Genomic DNA, 26,718 nt, shown 5'->3' on the forward strand with positions numbered 1-26,718 from the left:
CTGCCGTTCGGCGTTGATTCTGATACACTCGGGACCATTTCAGGCCGCTGGATCCGCGGCCGATCGTTAACTGAGATGGTGTCATGTCCGAAAACACGCTACGTATCGCAACCCGCAAAAGCCCGCTGGCCCTCTGGCAGGCAGAATTCATCAAGGCCGAACTGGAAAAGCACCATCCCGGTCTTGAGGTCTCGCTGCTCGGCATCAAGTCGCGCGGCGACAAGATTCTCGACGTGCCACTGGCCAAAGTGGGAGGCAAGGGCCTGTTCGTCAAGGAACTGGAGCACGCCCTGCTCAACAACGATGCCGACATCGCCGTTCATTCCATGAAGGACGTGCCGATGGAGTTCCCGCAAGGGCTGGGGCTCAGCATCATCTGCGAACGCGAGAAGCCCTACGATGCTTTTGTCAGCAACCACTACGACAATATCGATGCGCTCCCCCAGGGCGCCATCGTCGGCACCTCCAGCCTGCGCCGCGAAACCCAGATTCGCGCCTACCGTCCCGACCTTGAAATCCGCTTCCTGCGCGGTAACGTCAACACCCGCCTGGCCAAGCTCGATGCCGGAGAATACGACGCCATCATTCTGGCCGCGGCTGGCCTGATGCGACTGGAGATGCATGATCGCATTCGCGATCTGATCAGTGACCAACTGAGCCTGCCCGCCGGTGGCCAGGGCGCGGTCGGGGTCGAGTGTCGCATCGACGACCAGCGAGTCATCGACCTGCTCAAGCCCCTTCACCACCAACCAACCGCCTACTGCGTGCTGGCCGAACGGGCAATGAACCGTCGGCTGGAAGGGGGTTGCCAGGTTCCCATCGCCTGCTTCGCCACCCTCAACGATGCTGGTGACCAGCTTTACCTGCGCGGTCTGGTCGGCCGCCCCGATGGCAGCGAAGTGCTGCGGGCGGAGATTCGCGGCCCGGTTACCCAGTGCGAGCAGCTGGGCATCCAGGTAGCAGAAGAGCTGCTGGGCCAGGGCGCCGATACCATCCTTAAGGCTGTCTACGGCGAATGAGCACAGCTCACCTGAGCGGTTGGCGGGTGCTGGTTACCCGCCCCGACCATCAGGCGGCGCCGCTGTGCGCCAAACTCACTGCTGCCGGTGCCACCCCGGTCCCCTTTCCCACCCTCAAAATCGTCGCTATCGACGAGGGCAGCGCAGAGGCTCAGTCGGTGCGCCAGCGCTTTCTCGATCTTGATCACTACCGCTTCGTGATCTGCATCAGCGCCAACGCGGCGCGGCTGGCCTACGACTGGATTGACCGCTACTGGCCACAGATGCCCGTAGGGGTCGACTGGCTGGCCGTGGGAGAAGCGACCGCCCGTACCCTCAACGAGCTCGGACTGAGCGCTACCGCAGCCGGTCGCGGCATGAACTCGGAAGCCCTGTTGGAACTTCCCGAGCTGCAACAGCTCGAGCATTGCAAGATATTGATATGTCGCGGACAGGGCGGGCGAGAACACCTCCGCGACACCTTGGTATCACGCGGTGCCGAGGTGGACTATGCTGAACTTTATCGACGCGCTCTGCCGGCCTATAGCGCCGAGGAGATCGAAAGTCGCATTTATGATTCTCCGCCTTCGGCTATGGTAGTCAGCAGCGGAGAGGCGCTGGATAACCTGAACCGACTGTGTGATCTGCAACGGTTGCTATCGGTTCCAGTCATCGTACCCAGCCAACGCGTGGCCGACGAGGCCCGACAACTGCTATTCACTAGGGTCATCACGGCGGCCAATGCCACCGATGATGCGATGTTAGCCGCCCTGGACGGGTTGGCTTCTCAGGACACGAGACAACGCGGATGAAGCATACGGACAAACCCACCGAAGACACCGCCGGCACTATCATCGAAGGTGAAGTGGTCGATCGACAGGAACCGGATTCGGACACCTCTCCCCCCACCCTGACCGAGCCCGCGCCCGATGCAACCCCAGAAGCGGACACTGCTGCTGCGATCGACGAACAGGCGTCCGAGGCCGGCCCGGCGGCGGAACCAGAACCGTCGGGCGCGGCGGGCACACCCCCGCCTCCACCGAAAGACGACGCGACAACCGCCAAGCCGAAAGGCAGCAAGCTCGCCGTTGTCGCTCTGCTGCTGGCGCTGATCGCATTGGGCGGCATCGGCTATGGCTATACCCTGGTGCAAAAGATGCACGCGCAGTTGCAGAACCAAACCGCCGCTCTCGGCCAGAGCCTCGATCAAAGCCGTGCCGCCAGCGCCGCCGCCGAGCGCCGCGCCACGGGACTTGAACAGCAACTCGGCCAGACTCGCCAGCAGCTAAGCGCCCAACAGGGCAGTGTCAATGAGTTGCAGGATCGCCTCACCCGAGCCATGCAACAGATCAACAGCATCGGCACCGACAGCCGCCGCGACTGGCTGCTGGCGGAGGTGGAGTACCTGCTGCGCCTGGCCAATCAGCGGGTACTGATGGAAAGCTCCGCCAGCGGAGCACTGACGTTGCTGCAATCAGCGGACAAGATCCTCAAGGAGACCGACGATGTGTCGGTTTACAACGTACGCAAGGCGCTGGCCAGCGATATCGCCGCCCTGGAGGCCGTTCCGCGACTGGATGTGGACGGCACCTTCCTGCGTCTGGCCGCCCTTAACGAACAGGTCAACAAGCTGCGCCTGCTGCCGATCACCGACCGCCACCAGATCCCCAGCATGCTGAAAGAGATCACCCCCGACAGCGTCAGCGACAGCTGGCAACAGGGAATGGCCGAGGCGTGGGCCGGCGCCATGGACAAGCTCGGCAACCTGATCGTGATCCAGCATCGCGACGAGCCGGTCAAACCGCTACTGTCACCGGAGCAACACTTCTTTCTGCAGCAAAACCTGCACCTGATGCTGGAGCAGGCACAACTGGCCTTGCTTCAGGGCGAGCAGGCCGCCTTTGACGCCAGCCTCAGCAAGGCGCGCGACTGGGTTGCGACCTACTTCCAGGCGGATGACAGCACCACCAAAGCGCTACTGAACGGCATCAGTCAACTACAGGGCACCCAGGTGGCGCCGACCTTACCGGATATTTCCGGCTCGCTGCGCACCCTCAAGGCCTATCTGGCCGCCCAGATTGACCGCAAAGGAGCCGCCTGATGCGAGTGCTATTCATTGTTGCCGTGCTGGTCCTGCTGGCCGGCACACTGGTGGGCGAGCTAATCGTGCAGGATCCCGGTTATGTGCTGATCAACTACCGTCAGACCACCGTTGAAACCAGCATCTGGGGACTGGCCCTGATCACCATCGTTGGCTTTCTGCTGCTGCATTTCGGCCTGCGCCTGCTCAGCTATCTGGCGGGACGGCGCGGAAAACTGGTGCGCTGGAATCGCAATCGGGGACGCGACCGCGCCAACCGCAATACCGAGCGCGGCCTGATTGCATTGGCTGCGGGGGAGTGGAGCAAGGCGCAACGGCTATTAAGTGGCGCGGCAGACAAGTCCGATCTGGCGCTGGTCAACTACCTGGGTGCGGCCGAAGCCGCACAGGAGCTTAACCACCCCGAAACCAGTGACGAACTGCTGCAGGCGGCACTACGAACCCACCCCAAGGCCGAGGTTGCCATCGGTCTGGCTCAGGCGCAGAACCATATCAGCCGTCACCAGTTGGAAAACGCACTGGCATTGCTGATGCGCCTGCGCCGCAAATCACCACGCCATACCAAGGTGCTACGCCTGTTGGTGGAGACCTATCAACGACTGCAGGACTGGGGATCGTTGGCAGACCTGCTGCCGGACGTCCGCCGCTATCGGGCGCTGCCGGAAAACCAACTCGAGGCACTGGAGCGGACCACCCACCTGTCGCGGCTGGAAAGCGCCCTGAGCAAACTCGATGAAGGTTCCAGCAGTGCTGATAAGGCACTGGCCCTGAGCCAGGTCTGGAATGCGCTGCCCAAGCACCTCAGCAGCGATGCGACGCTGGGTGCACGTTATGCGGCGCTGCTCTGCGAGGCAGGTGCGACCGAGCAAGCGGAAAAGCTGTTGCGCGCCCAGTTGAAAAAGCAGTGGAGCCCGGAGCTGGTGCAGCTGCTGGGCAAGTTGCCCACCGGTGACAGCCAACGACAGCTGAAACAGGCCAAAAGCTGGCTGGACAACCATCCCGACGACGCTACCCTGCTGCTGACCCTGGGTCGGCTAGCGATGCGCAATCGGGACTGGGAACTGGCCCGTGGTTACTTCGAAAAGAGCCTCGCTCAGCAGCCCAGCCAGGAAGCGTTCAACGAACTCAGTCGGCTACTGGTCCACCTGGAAGACGTGGAGGGCTACCAGCGCCTGGTCGCCGAAAATGTCGATCACCTGGCCAGGGAACTACCCCCGCTACCTTTGCCGCTGCGGGAATCAGCGCCGGCTCCGGAAAGCGACCCCACCGCCAAAGCGGAGACTCAGGAAAGCGAGCGCGGCGCATAGCTGTAGACGTCTGAATGGATATGCCCCTGCCGCAGTCCCTGCGGCAGGAAATCATCTTCTACCGCATAGACCATCGCCGGCGAGCCACAGACAAACACTTCGACCCGGTCCAGTCGGTCAAAATCCGCCAGCACTGCGTGGTGAACCAGTCCGGTGCGACCACTCCAGCTTTCGTCACCCTCTACCACCGGCACGTAACGAAAGCTCGGATGCGCCGCAGACCACTCCCGTACCAGCGCCTCGCCATATAGCTGATCAGCGCTTTTCACTCCCCAGTACAGGTGCACCGGGTTGCTCAACTGCTCGGCGACAACCTGTTCCATGATGGATTTCATCTGGGCGAACCCGCTGCCAGCGGCAATCAGGACCAGCTCGGTCTCAGGCCCCAGCCGCTCGGGATCCAGCACGCAGTTGCCGCTTGGCATCCGCAGGCTCACGGTACTGCAGCTGCGCAGATGATCAAGAACCACTCCGGACAGCGAGCCCTCCCCCTGATCAAGAATATGCAGCATCGCCACCGGCAGATTGGCGGGGGCAGACGCAATGCTGTAGGGCACCGCTCGCCCATCCGCCAGCAGCAGTTCCAGATACTGGCCGGCGAGAAATGCAGCCTCTGCAGGCAGCTGCAACTCAATTTCGAAGGAGTGTGCGCTCAACGCACGAACCGCCTCGACCCGGGCCTCAAGCTCGCGAGCGGGTGGCAGTTGTTTTGTCGGTGTATTCACGTGTTTCCGCTACGTCAGGTGATATCCAGATCGATACCCAGGCTATCCCAGATGGTATCGATACGCTGTTTGACCGCGGCGTCCATGGCGATCGGTTGACCCCATTCGCGCTCCGTTTCGCCCGGCATTTTGTTGGTGGCATCAAAGCCCATCTTTGAGCCCAGCCGCGGCACCGGCGAGGCGAAGTCGAGGTAATCGATCGGGGTGTTCTCGATCATTACCGTATCGCGCGCCGGGTCCATCCGCGTGGTCATAGCCCAGATCACGTCGTTCCAGTCGCGCGCATTGACGTCGTCGTCGGTGACGATCACGAACTTGGTGTACATGAACTGGCGCAGGAACGACCACACTCCCATCATCACCCGCTTGGCATGACCCGGATACTGCTTTTTGATGGTCACCACCGCCAGCCGGTAAGAGCAACCTTCCGGCGGCAGGTAGAAATCAACGATCTCCGGAAACTGTTTCTGCAGGATCGGCACGAACACTTCGTTCAGCGCCACGCCCAGTACCGCCGGCTCGTCCGGCGGGCGTCCGGTGTAAGTGGAGTGATAGATGGGCCGGTTACGATGGGTCAGACAGGTCACGGTAAATACCGGGAACGATTCCACCTCGTTGTAGTAGCCGGTGTGGTCACCAAAGGGGCCTTCATCGGCCATTTCGCCCGGCTCAATGTAGCCTTCGAGAATAATCTCGGCGCTCGCCGGCACCTGCAGATCGTTGGTGAGGCATTTGACCAGTTCGGTTTTCTCACCACGCAACAACCCGGCAAAGGCATATTCGGACAAGGTATCGGGTACCGGCGTCACCGCGCCCAAAATCGTTGCCGGGTCCGCCCCTAATACCACCGCTATCGGGAAACGCTCGCCCGGGTGAGCCTGTTGCCACTCGCGAAAATCCAGCGCTCCGCCGCGGTGGGACAGCCAGCGCATGATCAGCTTGTTCTTGCCGATCAACTGTTGGCGGTAGATACCCAGGTTCTGGCGCTCTTTATGCGGCCCTTTGGTCACCACCAGCGGCCAGGTCACCAGTGGTCCGGCGTCCCCGGGCCAGCAGGTCTGAATCGGCAGCCGGGTCAGGTCGACCTCGCCATCCTGGAACACGTGGGTCTGACACGGAGCTTGCTTGACCAGCTTGGGCCCCATGTTCATCACCTGCTTGAAAATAGGCAGCTTCTCCCAGGCGTCTTTCATACCCTTGGGAGGCTCCGGCTCTTTCAGAAACGCCAGCAACTTGCCCACTTCCCGCAGCTGTTCGACCTCATCCTCACCCATACCCAGCGCTACCCGCTTGGGGGTGCCGAACAGGTTGGCCAGTACCGGCATGTCATACCCTTTGGGGTTCTCGAACAGCAGAGCCGGACCACCGGCACGCAGGGTTCGGTCACAGATTTCGGTCATCTCCAGATGCGGGTCGACCTCGGCACGAATGCGCTTAAGCTCGCCCCGCTGCTCCAGCTCCTGAATAAAATCCCGCAGGTCACCGTATTTCATCAAATATCCCAGCAATTCACTTGGTCAGGCATTGTAGCGACCACGCCCGCTCGACACCACCTCATCCCCTGGCCACCACCGCCCCTGTGGGTCGCATGGGTCTCAACGCCGCGCCCTATGGCAACCAATGAAAATGGCCCCTTCCGCGCTTTTCCGGACACAAAAAAGGGCAAGCGATGCTTACCCTTTTTGGATCAGCGAGCGCTTACTTGCGCTTCATCGACATGAAGAACTCGTCGTTGGTTTTAAAGTCCTTCAGTTTGTCGATCACGAACTCAATCGCCGCGGTGTCTTCCATGGAATCCAGCAACTTGCGCAGGATCCACATCCGTTGCAGTTCGTCTTCCTGGGTCAACAGCTCTTCGCGACGGGTGCCGGAGCGGCGAATATTCATCGCCGGGAAAACCCGCTTCTCTGCCGCTTTGCGGTCCAGATGCAGTTCCGAGTTACCGGTACCCTTGAACTCCTCGAAGATCACCTCGTCCATCTTGGAACCGGTATCCACCAGCGCGGTGGCGATGATGGTCAGGCTGCCGCCCTCTTCGATGTTACGCGCGGCACCGAAAAAGCGCTTGGGACGCTCCAGCGCATGCGCGTCGACACCACCGGTCAGGACCTTGCCGGACGACGGGATCACCGTGTTGTAGGCGCGTGCCAGACGAGTGATGGAGTCGAGCAGGATCACCACGTCCTTTTTGTGTTCAACCAGACGCTTGGCCTTCTCCAGCACCATTTCGGCCACCTGCACGTGGCGCGCCGGCGGCTCGTCAAAGGTACTGGCAACCACTTCACCACGCACGGTGCGCTGCATCTCGGTCACCTCTTCCGGGCGCTCATCGATCAGCAACACGATCATGTAGCACTCGGGGTTGTTACGGGTGATGGAGTTGGCGATATTCTGCAGCATCAGCGTCTTGCCCGCCTTCGGCGGCGACACGATCAGGGCGCGCTGGCCTTTACCCATGGGGCAAACCAGATCGATAACCCGAGCGGTAATATCTTCGGTACTGCCGTTGCCAAGCTCCATGCGCAGGCGATCCTGAGCAAATAGCGGGGTGAGGTTTTCAAACAGTATCTTGTTCTTGGCTCGCTCCGGGCGATCAAAGTTGATCTCCGACACCTTCAGCAGGGCGAAATAACGCTCCCCATCTTTGGGCGGACGAATTTTGCCCGAGATTGTGTCGCCCTTGCGCAGGTTGAAGCGACGAATCTGGCTGGGAGAGACATAGATATCGTCGGGACCGGCAAGATAGGAGCTGTCCGCCGAACGCAGGAAGCCAAAGCCATCCTGCAAAATTTCCAACACGCCGTCACCGTAGATGTCCTCGCCGCTTTTCGCGTGTTTCTTGAGGATGGAGAAGATAACGTCCTGTTTGCGGGAACGAGCCAGGTTGTCGAGGCCCATCTCCGATGCGATTTCCAGCAGCTCGGCTACGGGTTTTAATTTCAGTTCACTGAGATTCATAAGGCTGTGTGTAACGTGCGCAAAGGCACTGATAAAAGATGGAGGATTGGAGGGAGATCTGGATACGGCTGGCGAGCGGCTAGACCGTCGCTGCAGTCATTCTCGCCGCTAACCGTGCAGTTTGCAACCTTGGTTGCGTGAATCCGGTCCTGATACGGAGGGATTCGGGCGAGTACTCGAAAAATTCAACCCCGGGTACTCGCCAGTTCATCAGATATTGCTGTCGAGGAAGGCGGTCAGCTGGGACTTGGATAACGCTCCCACCTTGGTGGCCTCAACGCTGCCGTTCTTGAACAACATCAGGGTCGGGATACCGCGAATGCCGAACTTCGGCGGCGTCTCGCCATTTTCGTCGATGTTCAGCTTGCAGACCTTCAGGCGATCCCCGTAGTCCTTGGCGACCTCTTCGAGAACCGGCGCGATCATCTTGCACGGGCCGCACCACTCTGCCCAATAGTCGACCAGCACCGCACCGTCAGCTTTCAGGACTTCGTCCTCGAAGCTGGCGTCGGTAACGTTAATAATTGATTCACTCATAAATTCGTGTCTCCAGAGTACGGGCGTACTGAACTGATCGCCCATCATAGCCGAAAGGGGAGGCTTAGCAAATGTCTACCTTGGTCGCCGCCCGTTAACACCCCTGCACCGCAACAGACGAAAAATAATGGCGGCAGCGCAACCGTTTTTCAAGGCCCTGCCGGGTTTAATGAGCCTGCCCGGGGGCATCCGGAGTTACCGCGGCGGAAAATAGCGCACCTACATCCACCGCATCGAAGCGGTAGCTCTGATTGCAAAACTGGCAATCGATTTCGATATGCCCCTGTTCGGCAACAATCTCCTCAAGCTCGGCCTGAGGCACGCTACGCAGGGCGTTAAGGCTGCGTTCACGGGAGCAATCACAGCGAAAGCGCAAGGAGTCGGCCTCATACATCCGCACCTGCTCTTCGTGGAACAAACGGAACAGCATCGGCTCATTATCCAGCCCCAAGAGCTCGTCATCGGTGAGCGTATCACCGAGGCAGGTAATTCGATCCCAGTCTTCACCGTCAGCGCTCTTGTCTCCGGGCAAGGCTTGCAGCAGAAACCCAGCGGCCCGCTGCCCGTCGGCTGCCAGCTTGATCCGCGTCGCCAGCTGCTCGGAATGCTCGAAGTACTGTTCCAAACACTGGGCCAGCGCATCGCCGCTCATCGGCACAATCCCCTGGTAGCGTTTGCCCTGATCCGGCTCGATGGTGATCGCCAGCTGGCCCTTACCCAGCAGCGCGATCAACCCTTGCTGGTCCGCCAAGGCGTCGTTCCAGCGGGCAATGGCGCGCAGGTCGCGCTGATGATTACACTCCGCCATCAGCAGCGACACTGGCCCGTCTCCGATCGCCTGCAGACTCAAGCGCCCCTCAAACTTCAGGGTGGAACTCAAAAGCCCCACGGCCGCCAGCATCTCGCCCAGCAGTTCCTGCACCACCTCCGGGTAGGTATGGCGCGCCAGGGCATCGTGATAGCTATGCTCAAGCCCCACTAACACCCCACGCAGGTCGGCGTTATCAAAAATAAAACGTTGAATTTGATCAGGATTACTCATAGGGATTTGAAAACCGGAACAGATGTCATAAAGGCAGCGGCCCGCCGCCGGATGCGAGAGTCATTATATCTGATTTAAGAATCACTGTAGCCTGCAGACCCTGCCCGCTAGTCCAGCGAGCGATGTTTAAAGTCGTCGATCCGGCGGCGGTCGCGTTTGGTCGGGCGACCGCTGTCGAATGGCGTAGCAGCGCGTTCGGCACGACGACGGGCAGCGTTTTCCTCGCGCTGGCGCGCGCTCTGCTCGGTTTCCCGATAGAGCAGCGCGGCCTCAGGAGCACCGCGACGCTGGTCAGACAGCGCAATCACCTCGACCACTTTTTCGTCCCACCCCTGGCGAATTTTCAACTCAGCCCCCACCTCCACTAGCTTGCTCACTTTGGAGCGCGCGCCGTTGTAATGCACCTTGCCGCCTTCGATGGCCTGCTTGGCCTGACCGCGGGTTTTGAAGAACCGGGCCGCCCACAACCACTTGTCGAGACGGACCTTAAGGGGGTTATCCTGCTGCATGCTCATCGGGCTGTCGGACTGTGATCGCGGAAGTGCTGAATGCCGACAAAATCGCTATCGTCACGGGGTGGCTGCTGACTGTCCGGCTGGGCAATACTGCGCAGGTAGCCGATACCGTAGCGCTCGGCCGAACGCAGCACCGGCAGGCTGTCGTCAATTAATAAAGTGCGCGCCGGCTCAAACGGCTCGTCAGCGCGAAGCTGATCCCAAAAAGCGGGATCTTCCTTCGGTAACCCGTAGTCGTGTGAGCAGATAATACGGTCAACGTAGCCGTCGAGACCGGTCCGGGCCAGCTTCAGATCCAGACTCTTGCGATGCGCATTGGTGACGATCACCGCACGCTTGCCGGCGCCGCGCAGATCACGCAGAAACTCCTGCACGTGCGGTCTGAAGGCGACTTTGTCGGCGATTTCGGCCTTCAGCGCGGCGATATCGACCGCCAGCTCGTCCGACCAGAAGTCGACGCAGTACCAGTTGAGCGACCCCTGTTCTTTCATGATACGCTCTAGCAACTGCTGGCGAGCCAGTTCCGGCTCCACGCCGTGAATAGCAGCAAATCGTCGTGGCAGGTGCTCAAGCCAGAAGTAGCTGTCGAAATGCAGATCCAGCAGCGTGCCGTCCATATCCAACAGCACCGTATCGATGGCATTCCAATCAAGCATAACGACACCCAGACAACCGACAAATTAAGCGCTCAGTATGCCGATAAAACCTACGCTTTTGAAGAAGCGCTCCGTCGCCCGCAGCCGCCTGTTCGAGGTGGAAGCGCTGGACCTTCAGTTCAGCAACGGCGCGACCCGCACCTATGAACGACTGGCACCAAAGCGCCATGGCGCCGTGATGGTTATCGCCCTGCAAGACGCCGATACCGTGCTGCTGATTCGCGAATACGCTGCCGGTTTTGATGACTACCTGCTGACACTACCCAAGGGGCTGATCGATCCCGGAGAAACCGCGTCAGAGGCTGCCAACCGCGAGCTCAAAGAGGAGACGGGCTTCGGCGCCCGCCAGATCCGTCCAATCAAAAGCCTGACCACCTCCCCCAATTACATGAGCCACCGTATCGAAGTACTGGTGGCAGAAGAACTCTACCCCGAGCGCCTGCCGGGGGACGAGCCGGAAGAACTCGAAGTCGTCCCCTGTCCGATTAGCGAGCTGCCTCTGCTGATGGCTTCGGCCGAACTGGAAGAAGCGCGCGTCATTGCCGCCCTGATGCTGTGGCTGCATCAGGAACGGCCGGAGGTACTCTGCCGGTGAAGCTCGATTGCTGCCAGCTCCGCCCCCAGGTGGTCCGTATAGCTCGTGAAGCGGGTGCGGTTATCCTCGCATTTTACGAGGGCCGTCGAGCGCTGTCGGTGGAACAGAAAGCCAACGACACCCCGCTCACCGCCGCCGACCTGGCGGCCCACGACCTGATCTGCGCCAGTCTGGCTCACCTGACACCGGACCTGCCGGTACTTTCGGAAGAATCCCCGCCGGCAGTCGAGCGCCGCCAGTGGCGACGCTACTGGCTCGTTGACCCGCTGGATGGCACCAAGGAGTTTCTTAAACGCAACGGTGAATTCACCGTCAATATCGCCCTGATCGATGACGGCGTACCGGTTTTGGGGGTGGTGCATGTACCGGTCAGCGGCTCCACCTACAGTAGCGAAAGCCGCCACCGGGCGTTCAAGCAAATCGCCCAAGGGCGCGAACAGCAGATACACACCCGCCCGTTAAACCGATACAAACCACTGGACGTGGTGGTCAGCCGCAGCCATGCCGACCCGCGTCTTGAAGACTGCCTCGCGCCATTAACCCGTATCGCTCCGATCTCTATGGTCGGAGTCGGTAGTTCGCTCAAACTCTGCCTGATCGCCGAGGGACTGGCCGACCTGCACCTGCGCCTTGGGCCCACCTCGGAATGGGATACCGCCGCCGCTCACGCGGTGCTGGAGGCCGCCGGAGGGCAGGTGTGCGATTTGCATCTCGAACCACTGCGCTACAACCAGAACACGAGCCTGCTGAATCCGGACTTTTTAGCTTGCGGCGACTACCGCTTCGACTGGTCCGCATATATCCGCCCGCCAACAGGGGCCTAGCGACCCCCGCCCGAAGCGCCTCGGGCACGGCTACAGCCGCAGCTGATGCCGATCGGCCCAGCGCCGGGAATTTTTCTCCATTCGATCTCGCCAGTACCGCCGATCTATGAGCTAAGCTATTGTTCGTGATACTGACTTTTGCGGATGCGAAATTCCCGACCAAAACGGTATGACATATGTCAATCGAGCTGTTATGATCAGCCCACTTGGAACGTTTGGCGATCAATAACGTCACTATGTTCAGTGAAAATTACCATGTAACAGGATAGAAACAGGTACACATCATGAGCTTCGAACTTCCTCCTCTGCCCTACGCAAAAGATGCGCTGGAACCCCACATCTCTTCCGAGACCCTGGACTACCACCACGGCAAGCACCACAACACCTACGTGGTTAAACTGAACGGACTCGTACCCGGCACCGAATACGAAGGCAAGAGCCTGGAAGAGATCATCACCTCGGCGCCAGCCGGCGGTGTATTCAATAACGCCGCCCAGATCTGGAACCACACCTTCTATTGGCACTGCCTCTCCCCCAACGGTGGCGGTGCGGCAACGGGCGCGGTGGCTGATGCCGTCAACAACGCTTTCGGCTCGTTTGACGAGTTCAAAGCCAAGTTCACCGACAGCGCCATCAACAACTTCGGTTCCAGCTGGACCTGGCTGGTGAAAAACGCCGACGGTTCACTGGCGATCGTCAACACCAGCAATGCCGGCTGCCCGCTGACCGAAGGCCAGACCCCGCTGCTGACCGTTGACCTGTGGGAGCACGCCTACTACATCGACTACCGCAACCTGCGCCCCAACTATATGGAAGCGTTCTGGGCACTGGTTAACTGGGACTTTGTTAACGAGAATCTGGCCAAGTAAGCCCGCGGTTGATACCAAAAAGGCCCCTTTAAGGGGCCTTTTTTGTGCCGGCTGGAAAGGCGGCAGAGATCAGGCGCCTATCATGGCCTTCAATTGAACTAAGCCCAACTCATCTGCTCTGAATAATCATGAACAATCTAACTAAACCATCTCGCCGCCAATTCCTGTTATCTGCGCTGCTGCTCCCTTTCTCCTCGTTGGCACGTTCCGGGCAACCGACCCCTGTTTATGGTGAGGGCCCTTTCTATCCCACACCAAAAATGCGTTATCCCGATACCGATAGTGATTTAGTGAAGATCAGCGGCGCGGTACGTGCTGCTGGTGGTGAAATTGTAATCGTATCTGGCAGGGTTTTAGATAGATCGCTGCGACCCTTGAAGAACGCGAGGGTAGAGATTTGGCAGTGTGATGTGAATGGACGCTACATACATGACGGAGAGCCGTATTGGCAAACGCGTGACCAAAGTTTCCAAGGCTTTGGTCACGCCATCACCGACGCAGAAGGCCGCTACCAGTTTCGGACGATTAAACCAGTGCCCTACCCCGGACGATGCCCGCATATTCACGCAAAGGTTTGGTATCAAGGTAAGGATCGTCTGACCACCCAACTTTTTCTTCCCAACCATCCATTAAACGAGCGCGATGGGCTATACAGGCATATTCCAAAATCTGAGCGAGAACGGGTTCACCTCAACTTCGATTCCGCTGATGAACCGATGGCAACGATTGACTTGATAATTTGACCCGAGAACTTATCAATGCCCGCTTTAGAGCCAGGCTCTCACGGATCTTGGTTCTCCATCTCTAGTGATCTTTCTACCCACTGTCCGGTAAGGGGCTAACTGCAAACGCTCCCTAGAGAGCGCCACCTCAAGAGGTAAACAGCGCCTGCGGTTTGAACGGGTGGGCACCCCGCACCACCGGAGCGCCGCTGGTGGCTTCGATCTTGGCGCAAAGCTTGCGCTGATAGGGGCAATGATCGGTTATGCAACTGGCGATATGCACCCGCGTCGGTTGCTCCGCCATCGGTTTGTTCCACAGCGCCATCTGGGTCAACCGATGCACCACTGACGCACCAGGGCAGTCACCGCAGTGCATCAGGCCGATCATCTCGGCATCGTCGCCAAGATCGGCAAAAGCACCCACCCGGCGATTAAAACCAACCAGGCAGCGGGAGCAACCGATGCAGGTATCGTCCATGGTTTTCTTGCAGCCCACCACCAGAATCTTGTCGCCCATAACCGGCCTCTTCACCCTGTTTCACGTAGGGCTATTATCACCACCTGCCAGATTCCGTCCAGCCCCGCTTAACCAAGTCAAACAGTCGGAAATGACTTGCATCAAGGTGATTCGAGCGATCTGCGCTATGCTGCTTGCCACATTCACTGACCCACCGATGTAGTCATGCTCCAGATTGATCGCTCCGCCCCCATTCCGCCAGATCGCAACGCGCTGCTGTTTCTCGGCTTTCGCCCCTTCTTTCTGCTCGCCGGGATCGCCGCTATCGCGTTGATAGCAGTTTGGTTGCCGCATTACTACGGCCCGCTTCCCCTCAATGACCACTTCGCGCCCGTGGGCTGGCACGGCCACGAGATGCTGTTTGGCTATGCGGTGGCGGTGATCGCCGGCTTTCTGCTCACCGCCGTGCGCAACTGGACCGGCCAGCCAATGCCCACCGGCTGGAAGCTGGGGGTGCTGGTGCTGATCTGGCTGGCAGGCCGGATCTTGGTCAGCCTCGATCTGGGTCAACCCGACTGGCTGACAGCGGCCATCGACTGCGCCTTTTTGCCCGCGGTGATGGTCGCGCTGGCGCCGGCCCTGATTCGTGCCGGTAAGCTGCGCAATATGGCTTTTCTGGTGATTCTGGCAGCCCTGACCGGCGCCAACCTGCTGATGCACCAACAGGCACTGGGCGAGGGCAAACTGGGTGCCGCCGGGCTGCAAGCCGGGCTTAGCCTGGTGATTCTGGTGATCGTGGTGATGGGCGGCCGGGTAATCCCATTTTTCACCCGCAATCCGCTGCCGGCGATGGAACCGAAGATTCGCCCCTGGGTAGAGTTTTTGGCCATTGCACTGGTGATCGCCACCCTGCTAGGTGACCTGTTTGCCCTCCCCCCCCTCTTGCTGGCACCGCTGGCGCTGGTAGCCGGTCTGGTCCAGCTAATCCGCCTTTCCGGCTGGTATGACCGCCGGATCTGGGCTCGGCCGATCATCTGGGTGCTGCATGTTGCCTACGCCTGGATCGGCATCGGCTTTCTGCTGAAAGCAGCAGCCTTGTGGCAATGGGTTTCGCCGCTGGCGCCTACCCACGCCTTTACGGTGGGGGGGATCGGCCTGATCACGCTGGGGATGATGGGACGGGTAGCGCTCGGGCATACCGGTCGCCCGTTGGAACTGCCAAAGCTGACCGTGTTCGCCATTATCCTGATCGCGGCCATGGCACCCGTGCGAGTGCTGGCCTCACTGGCACCCGCCTGGGCCGATCCGCTGCTGGGTCTGTCGGCGCTGGGCTGGATGCTGGCTTTTTTCGGCTTCGTTATCCCCTATACCCCGATACTGGCTCGCCCACGCATCGACGGCCGACCCGGCTGAGCCAACACCAACGGAATTCCTGCGCGGGCAGATCGTCAAAGTAGAGAGGGTCGGCTATAATGGCCGACCTTTTTGCTACGCCTGAAACACGGAGAGAGACACCGGTGTTGGGAATGTTCGCTGCCGCATGGGGCCTCGGGGGAACGCTGGCGATCCTGGGCTGGGCCGTCTACCGCCTTGGCCTGATCGGGCTGGAAACCTTCAGTCACCCGCTGTCCTGGTACCACTGGCTGGCGCTACTGGTATGGGTCGCGTTCATGGCCCACAGCGAGGGTTACAAAGGATTTCAACGCGGCTTCTCCCCGCGGGTAGCCGCACGTATCGCCTTTTTACACCAACACCCCACCCTGCTGCGCACCTTGTTGGCGCCGCTATTCTGTATGGGTTTTTTCGATATCGAGCGCCGCCGCCAGATCGTCACCTTCTGCCTGACGCTGGGTATCATCGTGCTGGTGCAATTGGTGTCGATGCTGACGCAACCCTGGCGGGGTATTGTTGATATTGGCGTCGTCGTCGGCCTGGCCTGGGGGATCGTCTCGCTGGCGATCTTCACCCTGCAGGCCTTCACCGACGATTCGTTCGCCCACTCGCCGCAGATGCCCGCCCCCCGTCAGTGACGGTGGCCACGACCCATCCAGCCGCGCTGCTGGCGCATTTCAGCAAATTGTTGCTGCTGCTCCGTTGTTAACACCGCATAGATATCGGCATGCAGTTTGGCATGCTCAACCATCCGTGACGCCATCTGTTGCGACTGCTGTTCGGCCAGCGCTTCCACTTGAGCCACGTAATCCGGATTGCCCGGATCAAGGTCGCGCATCTGATCACGGAAGCTACGCATACCGTCGCGGGGGTCACCGCGCTCGGCCAGCAGCGCCTCAATCTGCGCCTGCTGCTCACCGCTGAGCGACAACGCATTGCTCATGTGATTCAGCATCCGCTCCGGATAGCCGCCGCGTGACGCATCGTGCATGCGTCCCGGGCCAAAGCCTTTGCCATCCTGATCACAATTGCCCCAGCCGCCAGGGCCGGCAGCCCAGACGGCACCACTGACCAGTAGCGCACCGATGGTTACTCCGATTAACTTTTTCATGACCTTAGCCTCCACTCGCTGTTTTCAGTATTCAGTCTATGGGCGATCATGCAAAGCAACGTCAGCGCTCTGTAAAGGATTGGTAAAGACGCCCCGGGCAGCGCGGGCGGTTGTAGAATACAGGCAGGTAGCGAGGGGTTATGAAACAGATTCTTTTGGTCGACGATGACATCGAACTCAGCCGCATGCTGGCCGAGTACCTGCAGCTGGAGGGCTTTGATGCCGACTGCGTCCATGACGGCACCACAGCTCTTGCCCGGCTGGAGCAGCAGCATTACGACCTGATGGTGCTGGACGTCATGATGCCGGGGCTGAACGGCTTCGATACCCTCAAACAGGTCCGCCGACAGCACCGTCTGCCGGTGCTTATGATGTCTGCCCGGGGCGAAGAGGTGGACCGGATCATCGGCCTTGAAGTCGGCGCCGACGATTACCTACCCAAACCCTGCAGTCCGCGCGAGTTGGTCGCCCGCATCAACGCCAACTTGCGCCGGGTCAGTCTGGAACAACAACCCGAGGCCTCGGCCCTGCTGACCATCAACGGCCTGTGGATCGATACCGATACCCTGCGTGCTGGGTTTGATGATCAAAACCTGGAGCTGACCCATACCGAATTCGTGATTCTCCGGCTGCTGATGGAGCAGCAAGGCAAACTGGTTACCCGCGACAACCTGATGCGGCAAGCGCTCAACCGCCGCTTGGGACCTTTTGATCGCAGCATCGACATGCATCTGAGCAACCTGCGACGCAAGCTTGGCCCCGCGCATCCAGACGCCGTCGAGATCCGCACGGTGCGCGGTAGCGGCTACATGCTGATTAAAGGGGCGACGGATGCGGATTCGTAGCCTGTTTTGGCGCCTGTTCTTTGGCTTCTGGTTGATGATGATGGGCCTGCTACTGGCCAATATGGCCACCACCTGGCTGGTAACCGAACAGTTCGAGTCCAGCGGACGCCAGGCCGAGCTGCTTGAGCGCTACGCCCAACAAGCGGCGGCCGCTTACGATAACGGCGGCGCGGCCGCAGTGCGGGAGTGGCGCCGGGAGCTTAACCGCCGGACGGAATTGCGCACCGCCTTGCTCGACGCCAATGGTAGCAGCCTCACCGGCGACAGCCGTGGGCGCTGGTTTTCTCGCCTCGACCGCCCCCCGGAGGAGCCCCGTTTCGGCTGGCAAAGACATCATCATCGTCCGCAGCGACCGCTGCTCTGGCAAACCCGGTTTGGGGATCAGGATTACACCTTGGTGATCTTCAACCCACGCCAGCTCCAAGACCCACTGTTCGCCGGATTCACCATTGCCTGGCGCATCGCTCTGTCAGTGCTGCTGGTGGCGCTACTGGCCTATGGTATGGCGCGCTACCTGACCCAACCGATCGAACGCCTGCGCAGCGCCAGTCGCCAGTTGGCGGACGGCGCACTGGATACGCGGGTCGGGGCACCGTTGAACCGGCGTCAGGACGAACTGGGCGATCTGGGCCGCGACTTTGACCGCATGGCAGAGCGCCTGCAACGACTGCTGCAAGGGCAGCAGCAACTGCTGCGCGACGTCTCCCATGAACTGCGCACCCCGCTGGCACGACAGCGTGTTGCGCTGGAGTTGGCCCGACGCAAGGCGGACCCCCATGCCGAGCTGGATCGCATTGAGCGCGAGGCCCAGCTGCTGGATGAGCTGATCGAAGAGATCCTGGTTCTGGTAAGACTCAACGCCGAAACCACAGCCCCCCCTCGCGCCGCGGTCGACCTGGCGACACTGGTGCAGACACAGGTCGACAATGCCCGCTTTGAGCACCCCCGGGTGTGCTACCAGGGGCCGCCATCTCTGTCTGTGCTTGCCGACGAACGCCAGCTCGGCCGTGCGCTGGAAAACGTGATTCGCAACGCGCTCAAATACAGCGATGGTGAGGTCGAGGTCCGCCTGAGTTCCAACACCTCTGAAGCCGTTATCCAGGTAGCCGATCAGGGGCCGGGAATCGATGAGTCGCTGCTGCAGCAGATATTTGAACCTTTCGTCCGCGCCGATGAAGCGCGTTCACGAGATGCTGGCGGCTGGGGGCTGGGACTGGCGATAGCCGCACGAGCGCTGCAGCAGCATGGCGGCCGGATCAGCGCCGCCAACCGCGCCGAGGGTGGCCTGTTGGTCACCTTGGCGCTGCCGCTGCAATCAGCTTAAGAACAGCTGATACGCGGGGTTATCGGTCTCTTCCCAGAAGCTATAACCGATCTCGGTCAGATAGCCTTCCAGCAAGGCTTTGTCGTCGGTCTCTACCTGCAGGGCGACCAATACCCGTCCGTACGCGGCGCCGTGGTTACGGTAGTGGAACATGGAGATGTTCCAGCGCCCGCCCAGCTTGGTAAGAAAGTTCATCAGCGCCCCGGGGCGCTCCGGAAATTCGAACCGGTACAGCACCTCGTTCACCGCCTGCGGCGCATGGCCACCGACCATGTAGCGAATATGGATTTTGGCCATCTCGTCTTCGCTGAGGTCCACCACCTCATAGCCCGCTGCGCGCAACCCGTCGACCAGCTCGGCGCGGGCGCTGACGTCCGGCTGAATCTGGACCCCGGCAAACACCACTGCTTCCGCATCATCGGCGTAACGGTAGTTGAACTCGGTAATCATGCGCCGCCCCAGCGCCTTGCAGAACTGCTTGAAACTGCCAGGTTTCTCGGGGATTTTTACGGCAATCAGTGCCTCGCGCTGTTCGCCGATTTCAGCCCGCTCGGCCACATGGCGCAGCCGATCAAAATTGACGTTGGCACCGCTGTCGATGGCGATCAGGGTTTTCTCTTCAAGCCCTTCGCGTGCGACATACTTTTTCAGCCCGGCCAGCCCCAGCGCGCCGGAGGGCTCGGTGATGGAACGGGTATCGTCAAAGATATCTTTCACCGCGGCACAGATTTCGTCGGTATTGACGGTAATCACCTCATCGACGTAGTTGCGGCAGACATCAAAGGTATTCTCGCCAATCTGCGCCACGGCGGTGCCGTCGGCAAACAACCCGACCTGAGACAGGATCACCCGTTCGTTGGCCTCCATCGCCGCCTTAAGGCAGGCGGAGTCTTCATATTCGACTCCGATCACCTTGATCTCGGGACGCAAATATTTGACGAAAACCGAAATCCCGGCGATCAAACCGCCGCCGCCCACCGGTACAAACACTGCATGGATAGGGCCGCTCTCCTGGCGCAGGATCTCCATACCGATAGTGCCCTGGCCGGCGATCACGTCGACATCATCATAGGGGTGGACGTACACCATCCCCTTCTCCTCGACCAATTGGCGCGAATACTTGGACGCCTCGTCGAAAGTGTCGCCGTGCAGCACCACCTTGCCGCCACGAGCCCGTACCGCGTTGACCTTGATATCCGGCGTGGTCTTGGGCATCACGATGGTCGCCTTCATGCCCAGCGTCGCCGCTGACAGCGCCACCCCCTGCGCATGGTTGCCGGCCGAGGCGGTCACCACGCCGCAGGCTCGCTCGTCCGCACTTAATTGTGCCATTTTGTTATAGGCACCACGCAGCTTGAACGAAAACACCGGCTGCAGGTCCTCACGCTTCAACAGCACCCGGTTCCCCAACCGCTTGCTAATCGCCGGCGCCAGATCCAATGGCGTTTCACGGGCGACATCGTAGACGCGGGCCTGAAGAATCTTTTTGATGTACTGATGAGGCATGATCGGTTCCGACAGGGCCATAAACTGGCTGAAAATTGGACGCAATATAGTAATGCCCACACCCCACTACGTCTACAAGACCGGCCCGAGCGCAGGTATAATCGCTGCCAATCCCCACCGGACTCCACAGAGGTCGTCATGAACCAGGATCAGATGAAGCAAGCCGTGGCCGTCGCCGCCGTCGAGCTGATTACAGCCAAGCTTGAAAGCGACAGCATTGTCGGCGTGGGCACCGGCTCCACTGCCAACTTCTTCATCGACGAACTGGCCAAGGTCAAGCACCTGTTCGACGGTGCGGTGGCCAGCTCCGAAGCCACCGCCGAACGCCTAAAAAGCCACGGCATCCCGGTCTACGACCTTAACGGGGTGAACCAGCTCGACTACTACGTCGATGGCGCCGACGAGTTCAACCAACGGCTGCAGCTGATCAAGGGCGGCGGCGGGGCACTTACCCGCGAGAAGATCGTGGCGGCGGTGGCCAAGACCTTTATCTGTATCGTCGACGACACCAAAAAGGTCGATATCCTGGGTGAATTCCCGCTGCCCGTCGAAGTGATCCCCATGGCCCGCAGCTATGTTGCCCGCGAACTGTTCAAACTCGACGCCCAGCCGGTCTATCGCGAAGGTTTTGTCACTGACAACGGTAACCAGATTCTGGATATCCATAATCTGGAAATTGACGCCGCCGTGGCGCTGGAAGAGAAGATCAACAACATTGTCGGCGTCGTCTGTAACGGCCTGTTCGCAGCACGTCCGGCCGACGTGGTATTGATGGGCACAGCCAACGGCGTCGTTACTCTGAAAAACGAATCCTAGTCACGGCCACTATCGCAGCTACCGTCCTGCAAGAAATGAATGATCGGGCATGCCTCCACCGAGCCATGCCCGTCACAGCTCTCGGACAGCCGGCCCAATACCGCATCCAGTTGCTGCAGTTCGGCGATCTTGGAGCGTACCAACGCCAACTTCTCTTCGACCAACTCTTTGACCGTGCCGCGGTCCGCACCCGGTTGCAGCTGCAGATCCAGCAGCTCACCTATCTCTTGAAGCGAAAACCCCAACCCCTTAGCTCGTCCGATAAATGCCAGCCGCTCCACTACTGCTGGTGCGTATAATCGATAACCCGAAGCACTGCGACCGGGTTCCGGCAACAAGCCTCGCTGTTCATAGTAGCGAATGGCTTCTACTGTTAATCCGCTGCGGCGGGCAACCTCGCCAATTTTGATACCACTCATAGCTCACCACGGAATCTTGTCAGAGAAGCCTCTATTATTGATCTATGACTTTTATTAACCAACCCGATCCGGACCTCTCTTTATGGGCTCTCGAACCCTGCGCCTGACGGTATGGGCAGTTGTTCTGCTAGTCGCTCTGATCACCGTAATGCCCTCGCTGGTCGGTCGCCTGCTGTTGCAAGCACAGCTTCGTGACCTGGGCGCTGATCGAGTCGATGTGCGGGTATTCCACCTCAACCTGTGGAACGGCCGCTTCACTCTCAAAGGGTTACGCGCCGATACGCCGGGGCAGCCGCAACTGGTCGTTGATGAGCTGATTGCTGACTTCGGCTATACCGATCTGAGTGCCCGTCACTTGCACCTCACCGAACTCAGGCTCGATGGCGTGCAGTTACCGATTGTTGAACAACACGGGCGCTGGCGCATCGGTCCGTTGTTGCTTCCGCTGGCCGCCGATAGCAACGACGCTTCCCAAGCGGAAACGGCAACATCGTGGCGTTGGGGCATTAGCCAGGTCAACTTGCAGGACATCGACCTCCGCTTGACCTACCAGCAACTATCGCACCATCTACGCTTGGACAAACTGGCGTTGCCATCGTTGTATCAGTGGGCACCGGATAAGCTCAGCGAGCTCCACCTCGATGGCGCGCTGAACGGGCACCGCTTGACCATCGACACCGACACCACACCGTTGGCCAGCGAACCCACCGCAACGTCTCAGATCCTGATCGACTCACTCCCTCTGGGCCCGCTCTTGGCCTTGTGGCAGCCCGATCAGCAGGCGACTCTCAGTACCAAACTGGAGGTGAGTTTCAGCCGCCGGGAAGACAACCGTATCATCGTTAAAACCCAGGGCAATTTAACCCTTGAGAAGGTCGATATCCAACAGTCGGGAACCCGAATTAAACTGCCGGAAGGGCATTGGCAAGGTCGTTCACAGCTACAGCTCGAAGAGGGCCAACTAGAGGTCGCCCATACCGACGGCACGCTCAAGCTGAAGCAGTTTTCACTAGAGCAGGCCAGCGATCACAGTGACGCTCCCGCACTCGCCTTGAACACTGACCTTGAGCTTGATTTAACCCTCGATTCAGCCGCCTCCGGCAGCACTCTGAGTCTGACCCAGCAAGCCGAGCTGTCCCTGGCCAACTTCGCATTCCGCCAGCAAGACATCGCCGTCACCAGCGATAGGCTCACCTGGCAAGGCGAGAGCAGCCAGCAACTCAGCGAGCAGGGGCTGGGCGCCGTGAACACCGATGGCAGACTCGAGGTAGCCCAGCTGCAACTGAATCAAGGCGAGCTGACCCTGACCCAACAGGGAGCGGTCGTTGAGGGCACTATGGCCACCGATATCACCCAATCACTCAGTTTCAGTGGCGAGTTGATGTTGAATGGTACCAACATCCGCCAACCACCCTACCGCGTTACCGGTGAAACGCAACGCTGGCAAGGTGACCTGCAAGCCCGTCTAGACACCCCGGGCCTTAGCCAGCTTGGCGGAGACCTGGAGCTGAAACAGATCGACATCACACTCACAGAAGCGCCTTCGCAACTGCAGCTCGGACGGCTACAACTGACCCAGTTCAAGCTAGATCGCAGCTATCGTCTTAACGCAAAGGCCTTCGATCTCAGCAGGCTTCGTCTAACCGAAGAGAGCCCACTGCTTACCATTGAAAACTTGAGCATTGATACCCTGAATGCGGGCGCCGAGAGCACGGCATTGGGCACCGTTACTCTGGGTAAACTGGAGACGGAGCTGCTCCTTAACGCCGAAAAACAACCCTATCTGTGGCAACAATGGGTAACACAGATGAGCGGTTCAAAAAGCTCGGAAGACGCGCAGCAAGCCGAAAGCCTCGCCCCGCCACCGGAGTCCAACGAAACCACGGCTTCAAGTACCCCCTACCCGTTCCGTTTCGAAGGCTTTGCGCTCAACGCCCCTCTGGTCGTCAAAGTTAAGGATGAGCGGATTAAAGGCAACCGCCCGATGCTGTTGACACTGCAAGCGTTCCAACTCGGCGCCGTCGATACCCGCTCGGAAGCCATCACCCCCTTTAGCTTCGACGCCAACATCAACCGCTTTGGATCACTGCAGGGCAACGGGGAGTACAGTCTGTTCAGCGAACACGCAAACGGCCAGTGGACGATCACGCTCGATCAACTCGAACTGCCCCCTTTCAGCCCCTATATGAACCTGCACACCGGCTACCAAATCAGCAGTGGTCAAATGCACCTGACAACCTCGGGAACCCTGCGTCAGAATAACCTGAGCAGCAATAACCGACTGGTGCTAAACCGCTTTGATATCGAGCAAGGTAACGCAGAGAGTGCCCAGCAATTCAACGGACAGCTGGGTATGCCTTTGGAGCTGGCAGTCTCCATCATGACCGACGAAGACGACAACGTAACCCTCGACATCCCGGTCAGCGGCTCATTGGACGACCCCAAATTCGGGGTCCAGAGCGTAGTCAACATCCTGCTTGCCAAGATAGCCAAGGAGGGAGCCATGGGTTATCTCAGCTTTACTCTGCAACCTTACGGCGCCTTGCTTAGTTTGGGTCGTATGGCGATGGATGCCGCGGAGGGCGCGTCGATCAAGCTGGAACCGGTGGAGTTCGATCCGGGCACCACCCAGCTCGACGATACCGACCGGGATTACCTGAGCAAGCTGAGCCTGTTACTGAAAGAACGCAAGGGCCTGAAGCTGAAGCTTTGCGGTACCGCCGTTGCCCAAGACCAGCATTACATCACCGCCATGAGCGAGACGATCGCCAAAAAGCAGGGGGTCGCGGTGGAGCAGATACTGACGGAGCAACAGCGCCAGACCTGGTTGTATAACTTGGCCGAGCTTCGTGGAGAGGAGGTCAAAGGCCACCTAACCACTGAAAACGACGTGAAAGGCAGTCGCTTGTTCAGTTGCCTTCCGCAGGCAGATGGTAGCAGGGAGGACCCGCCCCAGGTACAGATCGGCCTGTAATCAAACCAGATGGGCAGGCGTCACCTGATCCCCGACCGGCAGGCTAACCTCTATGTGCGCACCCTGGCCAGGCGAACTGCGAAGCTTAAAGTCGCCGTCCTGCGCCAACGCACGCTCTCGCATGCCAATGAGGCCAAAACCGGTGGCATTGCTGCGCCAATCGAACCCCTTGCCGTCGTCTTCGATGGAAATAAACAGGCGATCCTCCGGGTCCTCCAAGCGCTCAATCCTCAACCAGATATTACTCGCCTCTGCATGTTTGACGCAGTTATTAAGAGCTTCCTGTACCAACCGGTAGCAACTGATATTAAGATCTTCTGGCAGCTCGTTGAGCGCCCCTTTGATGCTTAAATGCAACTCCACCCCGATCGAATCGAGGTGAAAGGTTGCCACGCACCCCTTGATCGCGTCCACCAGGCCCAAATCATCCAACGCTGAAGGTCGTAACGCACGCATCAGGCCATAGGTTACCCCGTAAATTCGCTGGGCTGTGGCATCGATAGATGCAGCTGCCTGATGCAGCAGCGATTTGCTGTCCTTGCTAGTCAGCTTCTTCAGCAGATGGGAGTCGGTGCGAATAGCCGTGAGCGACTGTCCCATCTCGTCGTGCAGTTCGCGGGCAATATTACGCCGCTCCTCCTCCTGAATACTGAGTATCTTCTGGGTCAGACTGCGGTTTTCCTTTACCTGACGCCGAAGCTCGGAGTTGGCCTTCACCAGCTCCCAGGTACGCTCCTGCACTCGGTCTTCAAGCAAGTCCCGCTCCAGACGCAGCTTCTCGTTAACCCGGATCAGTTCGCGCTCAGCATCTTTCTTACGCAGATAGCTTTGCTGAGTGAAGAAATAACTGAACACCGAAAACAGCACCACGACCAAACCGAATGGCCAGCTCATCTCTGACCAGCGCAGCTGTTTCTCCACCAGAACATCGAGCACCTGACCAAAACGGTTGATCGTCCGCTGGTCAGCGATAACAGGCAGCAGCAGGCCTTCCCAATCTTCGCTGCTGCGATCGCGACGCTGGAGCAGTTCGTTGCCCATTCCATCATAAAGAGTGACGCGTAAACCCTCGCTCAGGTGAGGGAGGGGAGGCAGCAACTCGTTCGCCCTGATAACCAAGGTGACGACATAGGACAGGTTGTCTTTGTTGGCAGAGCGCGCCGGATCAGTGGCGTGAAACAGGCGATAGCCTACTTCGCCGTCAGAGAGGGCATAGGGGTCCGATGCAAAGACGTCCAAGTAGTAGCTGGCCTGAATCAGCGCCGTGCGATTAGAGGCGACCGAATAGCTGTCTAATCCCAACAGACGCTCGCCACGCGCGTCCAAAGGCTCGACGAAAAACACGGGATAGAGTACGTCACCAGGCTCGGTCCCGGAAGCCCCTCGCTCAAAGCCGTGTACACGATAATCTGGAAAACCGCGGTCGCGCATCTCCTGTTCGAAGGCCGCAACCTGGCGCTCTTCCACCCGGCGAAGTAACTGAAACTGAAGCACATGCGGGTAATGCTCGCGCATATCCTTGGCATAACGCCGAATCGCTTCGAAGTTATTCAGATCGGTTTCAACCAGTTCCACAAAGTTATGCAGAATGACTTCGTTAATCAGCGCCCGTTCGTAGGTGTATTCGTAAACGATGCTGCTTTCAAGTTGCAACGACTCCCGATGCCCACTGATATCAAGCAGTAGCAACAACCCGAGGAAAAAACAGGTTACCACCGACCAGGCGGCGGACAACCCTATGATTTTTCTTTTAATATCCAAAGACAGCAACCGAGGTGCGCTAATACCAGAATGAATTCAACATACTAGGCCGGAGGTGTTATCCATGCAACAACTAAGGTCGCACCCGAGTCTCGCTGAGCGGCTCCGTGCCGGACCGACACCAACCGTCAGCGATAAAAAAAGGCCCCAGTCGCATGACTGGGGCCTTCTCGTATTAGGCGCTTGGCGATGACCTACTCTCACATGGGGAAGCCCCACACTACCATCGGCGCTGAGTCGTTTCACTTCGGAGTTCGGTATGGG

The 26,718-nt window shown here is 59.3% G+C and carries 26 protein-coding genes and 1 rRNA gene; 14 read left to right on the top strand and 13 right to left on the bottom strand.

The window, feature by feature from the left end; genetic code table 11:
* Positions 1–83: 83 nt before the first annotated feature.
* Genes hemC through JJQ76_RS12390 form a run of 4 tightly spaced genes read left to right on the top strand, consistent with a single transcriptional unit; the run spans position 84 to position 4,406 of the window.
* Positions 84–1,019 carry a hydroxymethylbilane synthase gene (gene hemC, locus JJQ76_RS12375; protein ID WP_210397163.1) on the top strand — a complete coding sequence of 312 codons (936 nt, stop codon included), beginning with the start codon at positions 84–86 and terminating at the stop codon, positions 1,017–1,019.
* On the top strand, positions 1,016–1,810 hold the full coding sequence (locus tag JJQ76_RS12380) for a uroporphyrinogen-III synthase (RefSeq protein ID WP_210397164.1): 795 nt from the start codon (positions 1,016–1,018) through the stop codon (positions 1,808–1,810). The genes hemC and JJQ76_RS12380 overlap by 4 nt, the downstream gene beginning before the upstream one ends.
* Positions 1,807–3,099, top strand: a complete 1,293-nt coding sequence (locus JJQ76_RS12385) for a uroporphyrinogen-III C-methyltransferase (protein WP_210397165.1) — start codon at positions 1,807–1,809, stop codon at positions 3,097–3,099. Before JJQ76_RS12380 ends, JJQ76_RS12385 begins: the two co-directional genes overlap by 4 nt.
* Positions 3,099–4,406, top strand: coding sequence for a heme biosynthesis HemY N-terminal domain-containing protein (locus tag JJQ76_RS12390; protein WP_210397166.1), 1,308 nt, complete (start codon positions 3,099–3,101; stop codon positions 4,404–4,406). Before JJQ76_RS12385 ends, JJQ76_RS12390 begins: the two co-directional genes overlap by 1 nt.
* Here the strand turns inward: JJQ76_RS12390 and JJQ76_RS18265 are convergent.
* From JJQ76_RS18265 to yrfG, 7 genes are all read right to left on the bottom strand, one after another.
* A complete protein-coding gene (locus JJQ76_RS18265; protein ID WP_210397167.1) occupies positions 4,382–5,131 on the bottom strand; it encodes an NAD(P)H-flavin reductase in 750 nt (249 codons plus the stop codon). The genes JJQ76_RS12390 and JJQ76_RS18265 overlap by 25 nt on opposite strands.
* 14 nt (positions 5,132–5,145) lie before the next feature.
* Positions 5,146–6,624: a 4-hydroxy-3-polyprenylbenzoate decarboxylase gene (ubiD, locus tag JJQ76_RS12400; protein WP_210397168.1), complete on the bottom strand. Its 1,479-nt coding sequence runs from the start codon at positions 6,622–6,624 to the stop codon at positions 5,146–5,148.
* A gap of 205 nt (positions 6,625–6,829) precedes the next feature.
* Complete coding sequence (gene rho / locus JJQ76_RS12405; RefSeq protein WP_210397169.1) at positions 6,830–8,089, bottom strand: transcription termination factor Rho; 1,260 nt, start codon at positions 8,087–8,089, stop codon at positions 6,830–6,832.
* A 210-nt stretch (positions 8,090–8,299) separates the two neighbouring features.
* On the bottom strand, positions 8,300–8,626 hold the full coding sequence (trxA, locus tag JJQ76_RS12410) for a thioredoxin TrxA (protein ID WP_210397170.1): 327 nt from the start codon (positions 8,624–8,626) through the stop codon (positions 8,300–8,302).
* Between the two features lie 166 nt (positions 8,627–8,792).
* Positions 8,793–9,668, bottom strand: a complete 876-nt coding sequence (gene hslO / locus JJQ76_RS12415) for an Hsp33 family molecular chaperone HslO (RefSeq protein WP_210397171.1) — start codon at positions 9,666–9,668, stop codon at positions 8,793–8,795.
* A gap of 107 nt (positions 9,669–9,775) precedes the next feature.
* Positions 9,776–10,177: an RNA-binding S4 domain-containing protein gene (locus tag JJQ76_RS12420; RefSeq protein ID WP_210397198.1), complete on the bottom strand. Its 402-nt coding sequence runs from the start codon at positions 10,175–10,177 to the stop codon at positions 9,776–9,778.
* Positions 10,178–10,179: 2 nt separating this feature from the next.
* Entirely contained in the window at positions 10,180–10,839 is a 660-nt protein-coding gene (gene yrfG, locus JJQ76_RS12425; protein ID WP_210397172.1) for a GMP/IMP nucleotidase, read from the bottom strand.
* A 37-nt stretch (positions 10,840–10,876) separates the two neighbouring features.
* Here yrfG and nudE point away from each other — a divergent pair, with 37 nt between their 5' ends.
* The 4 genes from nudE to JJQ76_RS12445 all read left to right on the top strand — a co-directional run bounded on the left by nudE (position 10,877) and on the right by JJQ76_RS12445 (position 13,870).
* Complete coding sequence (gene nudE, locus JJQ76_RS12430) at positions 10,877–11,434, top strand: ADP compounds hydrolase NudE (RefSeq protein ID WP_210397173.1); 558 nt, start codon at positions 10,877–10,879, stop codon at positions 11,432–11,434.
* On the top strand, positions 11,431–12,258 hold the full coding sequence (gene cysQ, locus JJQ76_RS12435; RefSeq protein WP_210397174.1) for a 3'(2'),5'-bisphosphate nucleotidase CysQ: 828 nt from the start codon (positions 11,431–11,433) through the stop codon (positions 12,256–12,258). Before nudE ends, cysQ begins: the two co-directional genes overlap by 4 nt.
* Before the next feature lie 284 nt (positions 12,259–12,542).
* Complete coding sequence (gene sodB / locus JJQ76_RS12440; protein ID WP_210397175.1) at positions 12,543–13,127, top strand: superoxide dismutase [Fe]; 585 nt, start codon at positions 12,543–12,545, stop codon at positions 13,125–13,127.
* A 128-nt stretch (positions 13,128–13,255) separates the two neighbouring features.
* A complete protein-coding gene (locus JJQ76_RS12445; RefSeq protein WP_210397176.1) occupies positions 13,256–13,870 on the top strand; it encodes a dioxygenase family protein in 615 nt (204 codons plus the stop codon).
* Between the two features lie 127 nt (positions 13,871–13,997).
* Here the strand turns inward: JJQ76_RS12445 and JJQ76_RS12450 are convergent, their stop codons facing one another.
* Complete coding sequence (locus JJQ76_RS12450) at positions 13,998–14,366, bottom strand: CGGC domain-containing protein (protein ID WP_210397177.1); 369 nt, start codon at positions 14,364–14,366, stop codon at positions 13,998–14,000.
* Between the two features lie 165 nt (positions 14,367–14,531).
* Here JJQ76_RS12450 and JJQ76_RS12455 point away from each other — a divergent pair, with 165 nt between their 5' ends.
* Together JJQ76_RS12455 and JJQ76_RS12460 are read left to right on the top strand one after the other, a co-directional pair.
* Positions 14,532–15,719, top strand: coding sequence for an NnrS family protein (locus tag JJQ76_RS12455; protein WP_210397178.1), 1,188 nt, complete (start codon positions 14,532–14,534; stop codon positions 15,717–15,719).
* Positions 15,720–15,832: 113 nt separating this feature from the next.
* Positions 15,833–16,336, top strand: coding sequence for a hypothetical protein (locus JJQ76_RS12460; protein WP_246480672.1), 504 nt, complete (start codon positions 15,833–15,835; stop codon positions 16,334–16,336).
* Here JJQ76_RS12460 and JJQ76_RS12465 read toward each other — a convergent pair.
* Positions 16,330–16,809: a Spy/CpxP family protein refolding chaperone gene (locus JJQ76_RS12465; RefSeq protein ID WP_210397180.1), complete on the bottom strand. Its 480-nt coding sequence runs from the start codon at positions 16,807–16,809 to the stop codon at positions 16,330–16,332. The genes JJQ76_RS12460 and JJQ76_RS12465 overlap by 7 nt on opposite strands.
* A 140-nt stretch (positions 16,810–16,949) precedes the next feature.
* On the opposite strand from JJQ76_RS12465, the gene JJQ76_RS12470 reads away from it, so the two are divergent.
* Positions 16,950–17,654 (top strand): response regulator transcription factor, encoded by a 705-nt coding sequence (locus JJQ76_RS12470; protein WP_210397181.1) that lies wholly within the window; start codon positions 16,950–16,952, stop codon positions 17,652–17,654.
* A complete protein-coding gene (locus tag JJQ76_RS12475) occupies positions 17,641–18,978 on the top strand; it encodes an ATP-binding protein (protein WP_210397182.1) in 1,338 nt (445 codons plus the stop codon). Before JJQ76_RS12470 ends, JJQ76_RS12475 begins: the two co-directional genes overlap by 14 nt.
* Here the strand turns inward: JJQ76_RS12475 and ilvA are convergent.
* Positions 18,970–20,484, bottom strand: a complete 1,515-nt coding sequence (gene ilvA / locus JJQ76_RS12480; RefSeq protein WP_210397183.1) for a threonine ammonia-lyase, biosynthetic — start codon at positions 20,482–20,484, stop codon at positions 18,970–18,972. The two genes, JJQ76_RS12475 and ilvA, sit on opposite strands and share 9 nt — an antisense overlap.
* A 138-nt stretch (positions 20,485–20,622) precedes the next feature.
* On the opposite strand from ilvA, the gene rpiA reads away from it, so the two are divergent.
* Positions 20,623–21,300 (top strand): ribose-5-phosphate isomerase RpiA, encoded by a 678-nt coding sequence (gene rpiA / locus JJQ76_RS12485; protein ID WP_210397184.1) that lies wholly within the window; start codon positions 20,623–20,625, stop codon positions 21,298–21,300.
* Here the strand turns inward: rpiA and JJQ76_RS12490 are convergent.
* Positions 21,297–21,719 carry a heavy metal-responsive transcriptional regulator gene (locus JJQ76_RS12490; RefSeq protein ID WP_210397185.1) on the bottom strand — a complete coding sequence of 141 codons (423 nt, stop codon included), beginning with the start codon at positions 21,717–21,719 and terminating at the stop codon, positions 21,297–21,299. The two genes, rpiA and JJQ76_RS12490, sit on opposite strands and share 4 nt — an antisense overlap.
* An 82-nt stretch (positions 21,720–21,801) precedes the next feature.
* Here JJQ76_RS12490 and JJQ76_RS12495 point away from each other — a divergent pair, with 82 nt between their 5' ends.
* Positions 21,802–24,693, top strand: a complete 2,892-nt coding sequence (locus JJQ76_RS12495; protein WP_210397186.1) for a DUF748 domain-containing protein — start codon at positions 21,802–21,804, stop codon at positions 24,691–24,693.
* Here the strand turns inward: JJQ76_RS12495 and JJQ76_RS12500 are convergent, their stop codons facing one another.
* Complete coding sequence (locus tag JJQ76_RS12500) at positions 24,694–26,427, bottom strand: CHASE domain-containing protein (protein ID WP_210397187.1); 1,734 nt, start codon at positions 26,425–26,427, stop codon at positions 24,694–24,696.
* Between the two features lie 208 nt (positions 26,428–26,635).
* Positions 26,636–26,718: ribosomal RNA gene (rrf, locus tag JJQ76_RS12505) — 5S ribosomal RNA — on the bottom strand; the annotation flags it as partial.

It is taken from the genome of Motiliproteus sediminis, from assembly GCF_017912535.1.
Taxonomy (GTDB): Bacteria; Pseudomonadota; Gammaproteobacteria; order Pseudomonadales; family Balneatricaceae; genus Motiliproteus; species Motiliproteus sediminis.

Coding starts and splice junctions, on each gene's coding strand:
- hemC (WP_210397163.1), top strand. CDS start 84: ATGTCCGAAAACACGCTACGTATCGCAACCCGCAAAAGCCCGCTGGCC.
- JJQ76_RS12380 (WP_210397164.1), top strand. CDS start 1,016: ATGAGCACAGCTCACCTGAGCGGTTGGCGGGTGCTGGTTACCCGCCCC.
- JJQ76_RS12385 (WP_210397165.1), top strand. CDS start 1,807: ATGAAGCATACGGACAAACCCACCGAAGACACCGCCGGCACTATCATC.
- JJQ76_RS12390 (WP_210397166.1), top strand. CDS start 3,099: ATGCGAGTGCTATTCATTGTTGCCGTGCTGGTCCTGCTGGCCGGCACA.
- ubiD (WP_210397168.1), bottom strand. CDS start 6,624: ATGAAATACGGTGACCTGCGGGATTTTATTCAGGAGCTGGAGCAGCGG.
- rho (WP_210397169.1), bottom strand. CDS start 8,089: ATGAATCTCAGTGAACTGAAATTAAAACCCGTAGCCGAGCTGCTGGAA.
- trxA (WP_210397170.1), bottom strand. CDS start 8,626: ATGAGTGAATCAATTATTAACGTTACCGACGCCAGCTTCGAGGACGAA.
- hslO (WP_210397171.1), bottom strand. CDS start 9,668: ATGAGTAATCCTGATCAAATTCAACGTTTTATTTTTGATAACGCCGAC.
- JJQ76_RS12420 (WP_210397198.1), bottom strand. CDS start 10,177: ATGCAGCAGGATAACCCCCTTAAGGTCCGTCTCGACAAGTGGTTGTGG.
- yrfG (WP_210397172.1), bottom strand. CDS start 10,839: ATGCTTGATTGGAATGCCATCGATACGGTGCTGTTGGATATGGACGGC.
- nudE (WP_210397173.1), top strand. CDS start 10,877: ATGCCGATAAAACCTACGCTTTTGAAGAAGCGCTCCGTCGCCCGCAGC.
- sodB (WP_210397175.1), top strand. CDS start 12,543: ATGAGCTTCGAACTTCCTCCTCTGCCCTACGCAAAAGATGCGCTGGAA.
- JJQ76_RS12445 (WP_210397176.1), top strand. CDS start 13,256: ATGAACAATCTAACTAAACCATCTCGCCGCCAATTCCTGTTATCTGCG.
- JJQ76_RS12450 (WP_210397177.1), bottom strand. CDS start 14,366: ATGGGCGACAAGATTCTGGTGGTGGGCTGCAAGAAAACCATGGACGAT.
- JJQ76_RS12455 (WP_210397178.1), top strand. CDS start 14,532: ATGCTCCAGATTGATCGCTCCGCCCCCATTCCGCCAGATCGCAACGCG.
- JJQ76_RS12460 (WP_246480672.1), top strand. CDS start 15,833: ATGTTCGCTGCCGCATGGGGCCTCGGGGGAACGCTGGCGATCCTGGGC.
- JJQ76_RS12465 (WP_210397180.1), bottom strand. CDS start 16,809: ATGAAAAAGTTAATCGGAGTAACCATCGGTGCGCTACTGGTCAGTGGT.
- JJQ76_RS12470 (WP_210397181.1), top strand. CDS start 16,950: ATGAAACAGATTCTTTTGGTCGACGATGACATCGAACTCAGCCGCATG.
- JJQ76_RS12475 (WP_210397182.1), top strand. CDS start 17,641: ATGCGGATTCGTAGCCTGTTTTGGCGCCTGTTCTTTGGCTTCTGGTTG.
- ilvA (WP_210397183.1), bottom strand. CDS start 20,484: ATGCCTCATCAGTACATCAAAAAGATTCTTCAGGCCCGCGTCTACGAT.
- rpiA (WP_210397184.1), top strand. CDS start 20,623: ATGAACCAGGATCAGATGAAGCAAGCCGTGGCCGTCGCCGCCGTCGAG.
- JJQ76_RS12490 (WP_210397185.1), bottom strand. CDS start 21,719: ATGAGTGGTATCAAAATTGGCGAGGTTGCCCGCCGCAGCGGATTAACA.
- JJQ76_RS12495 (WP_210397186.1), top strand. CDS start 21,802: ATGGGCTCTCGAACCCTGCGCCTGACGGTATGGGCAGTTGTTCTGCTA.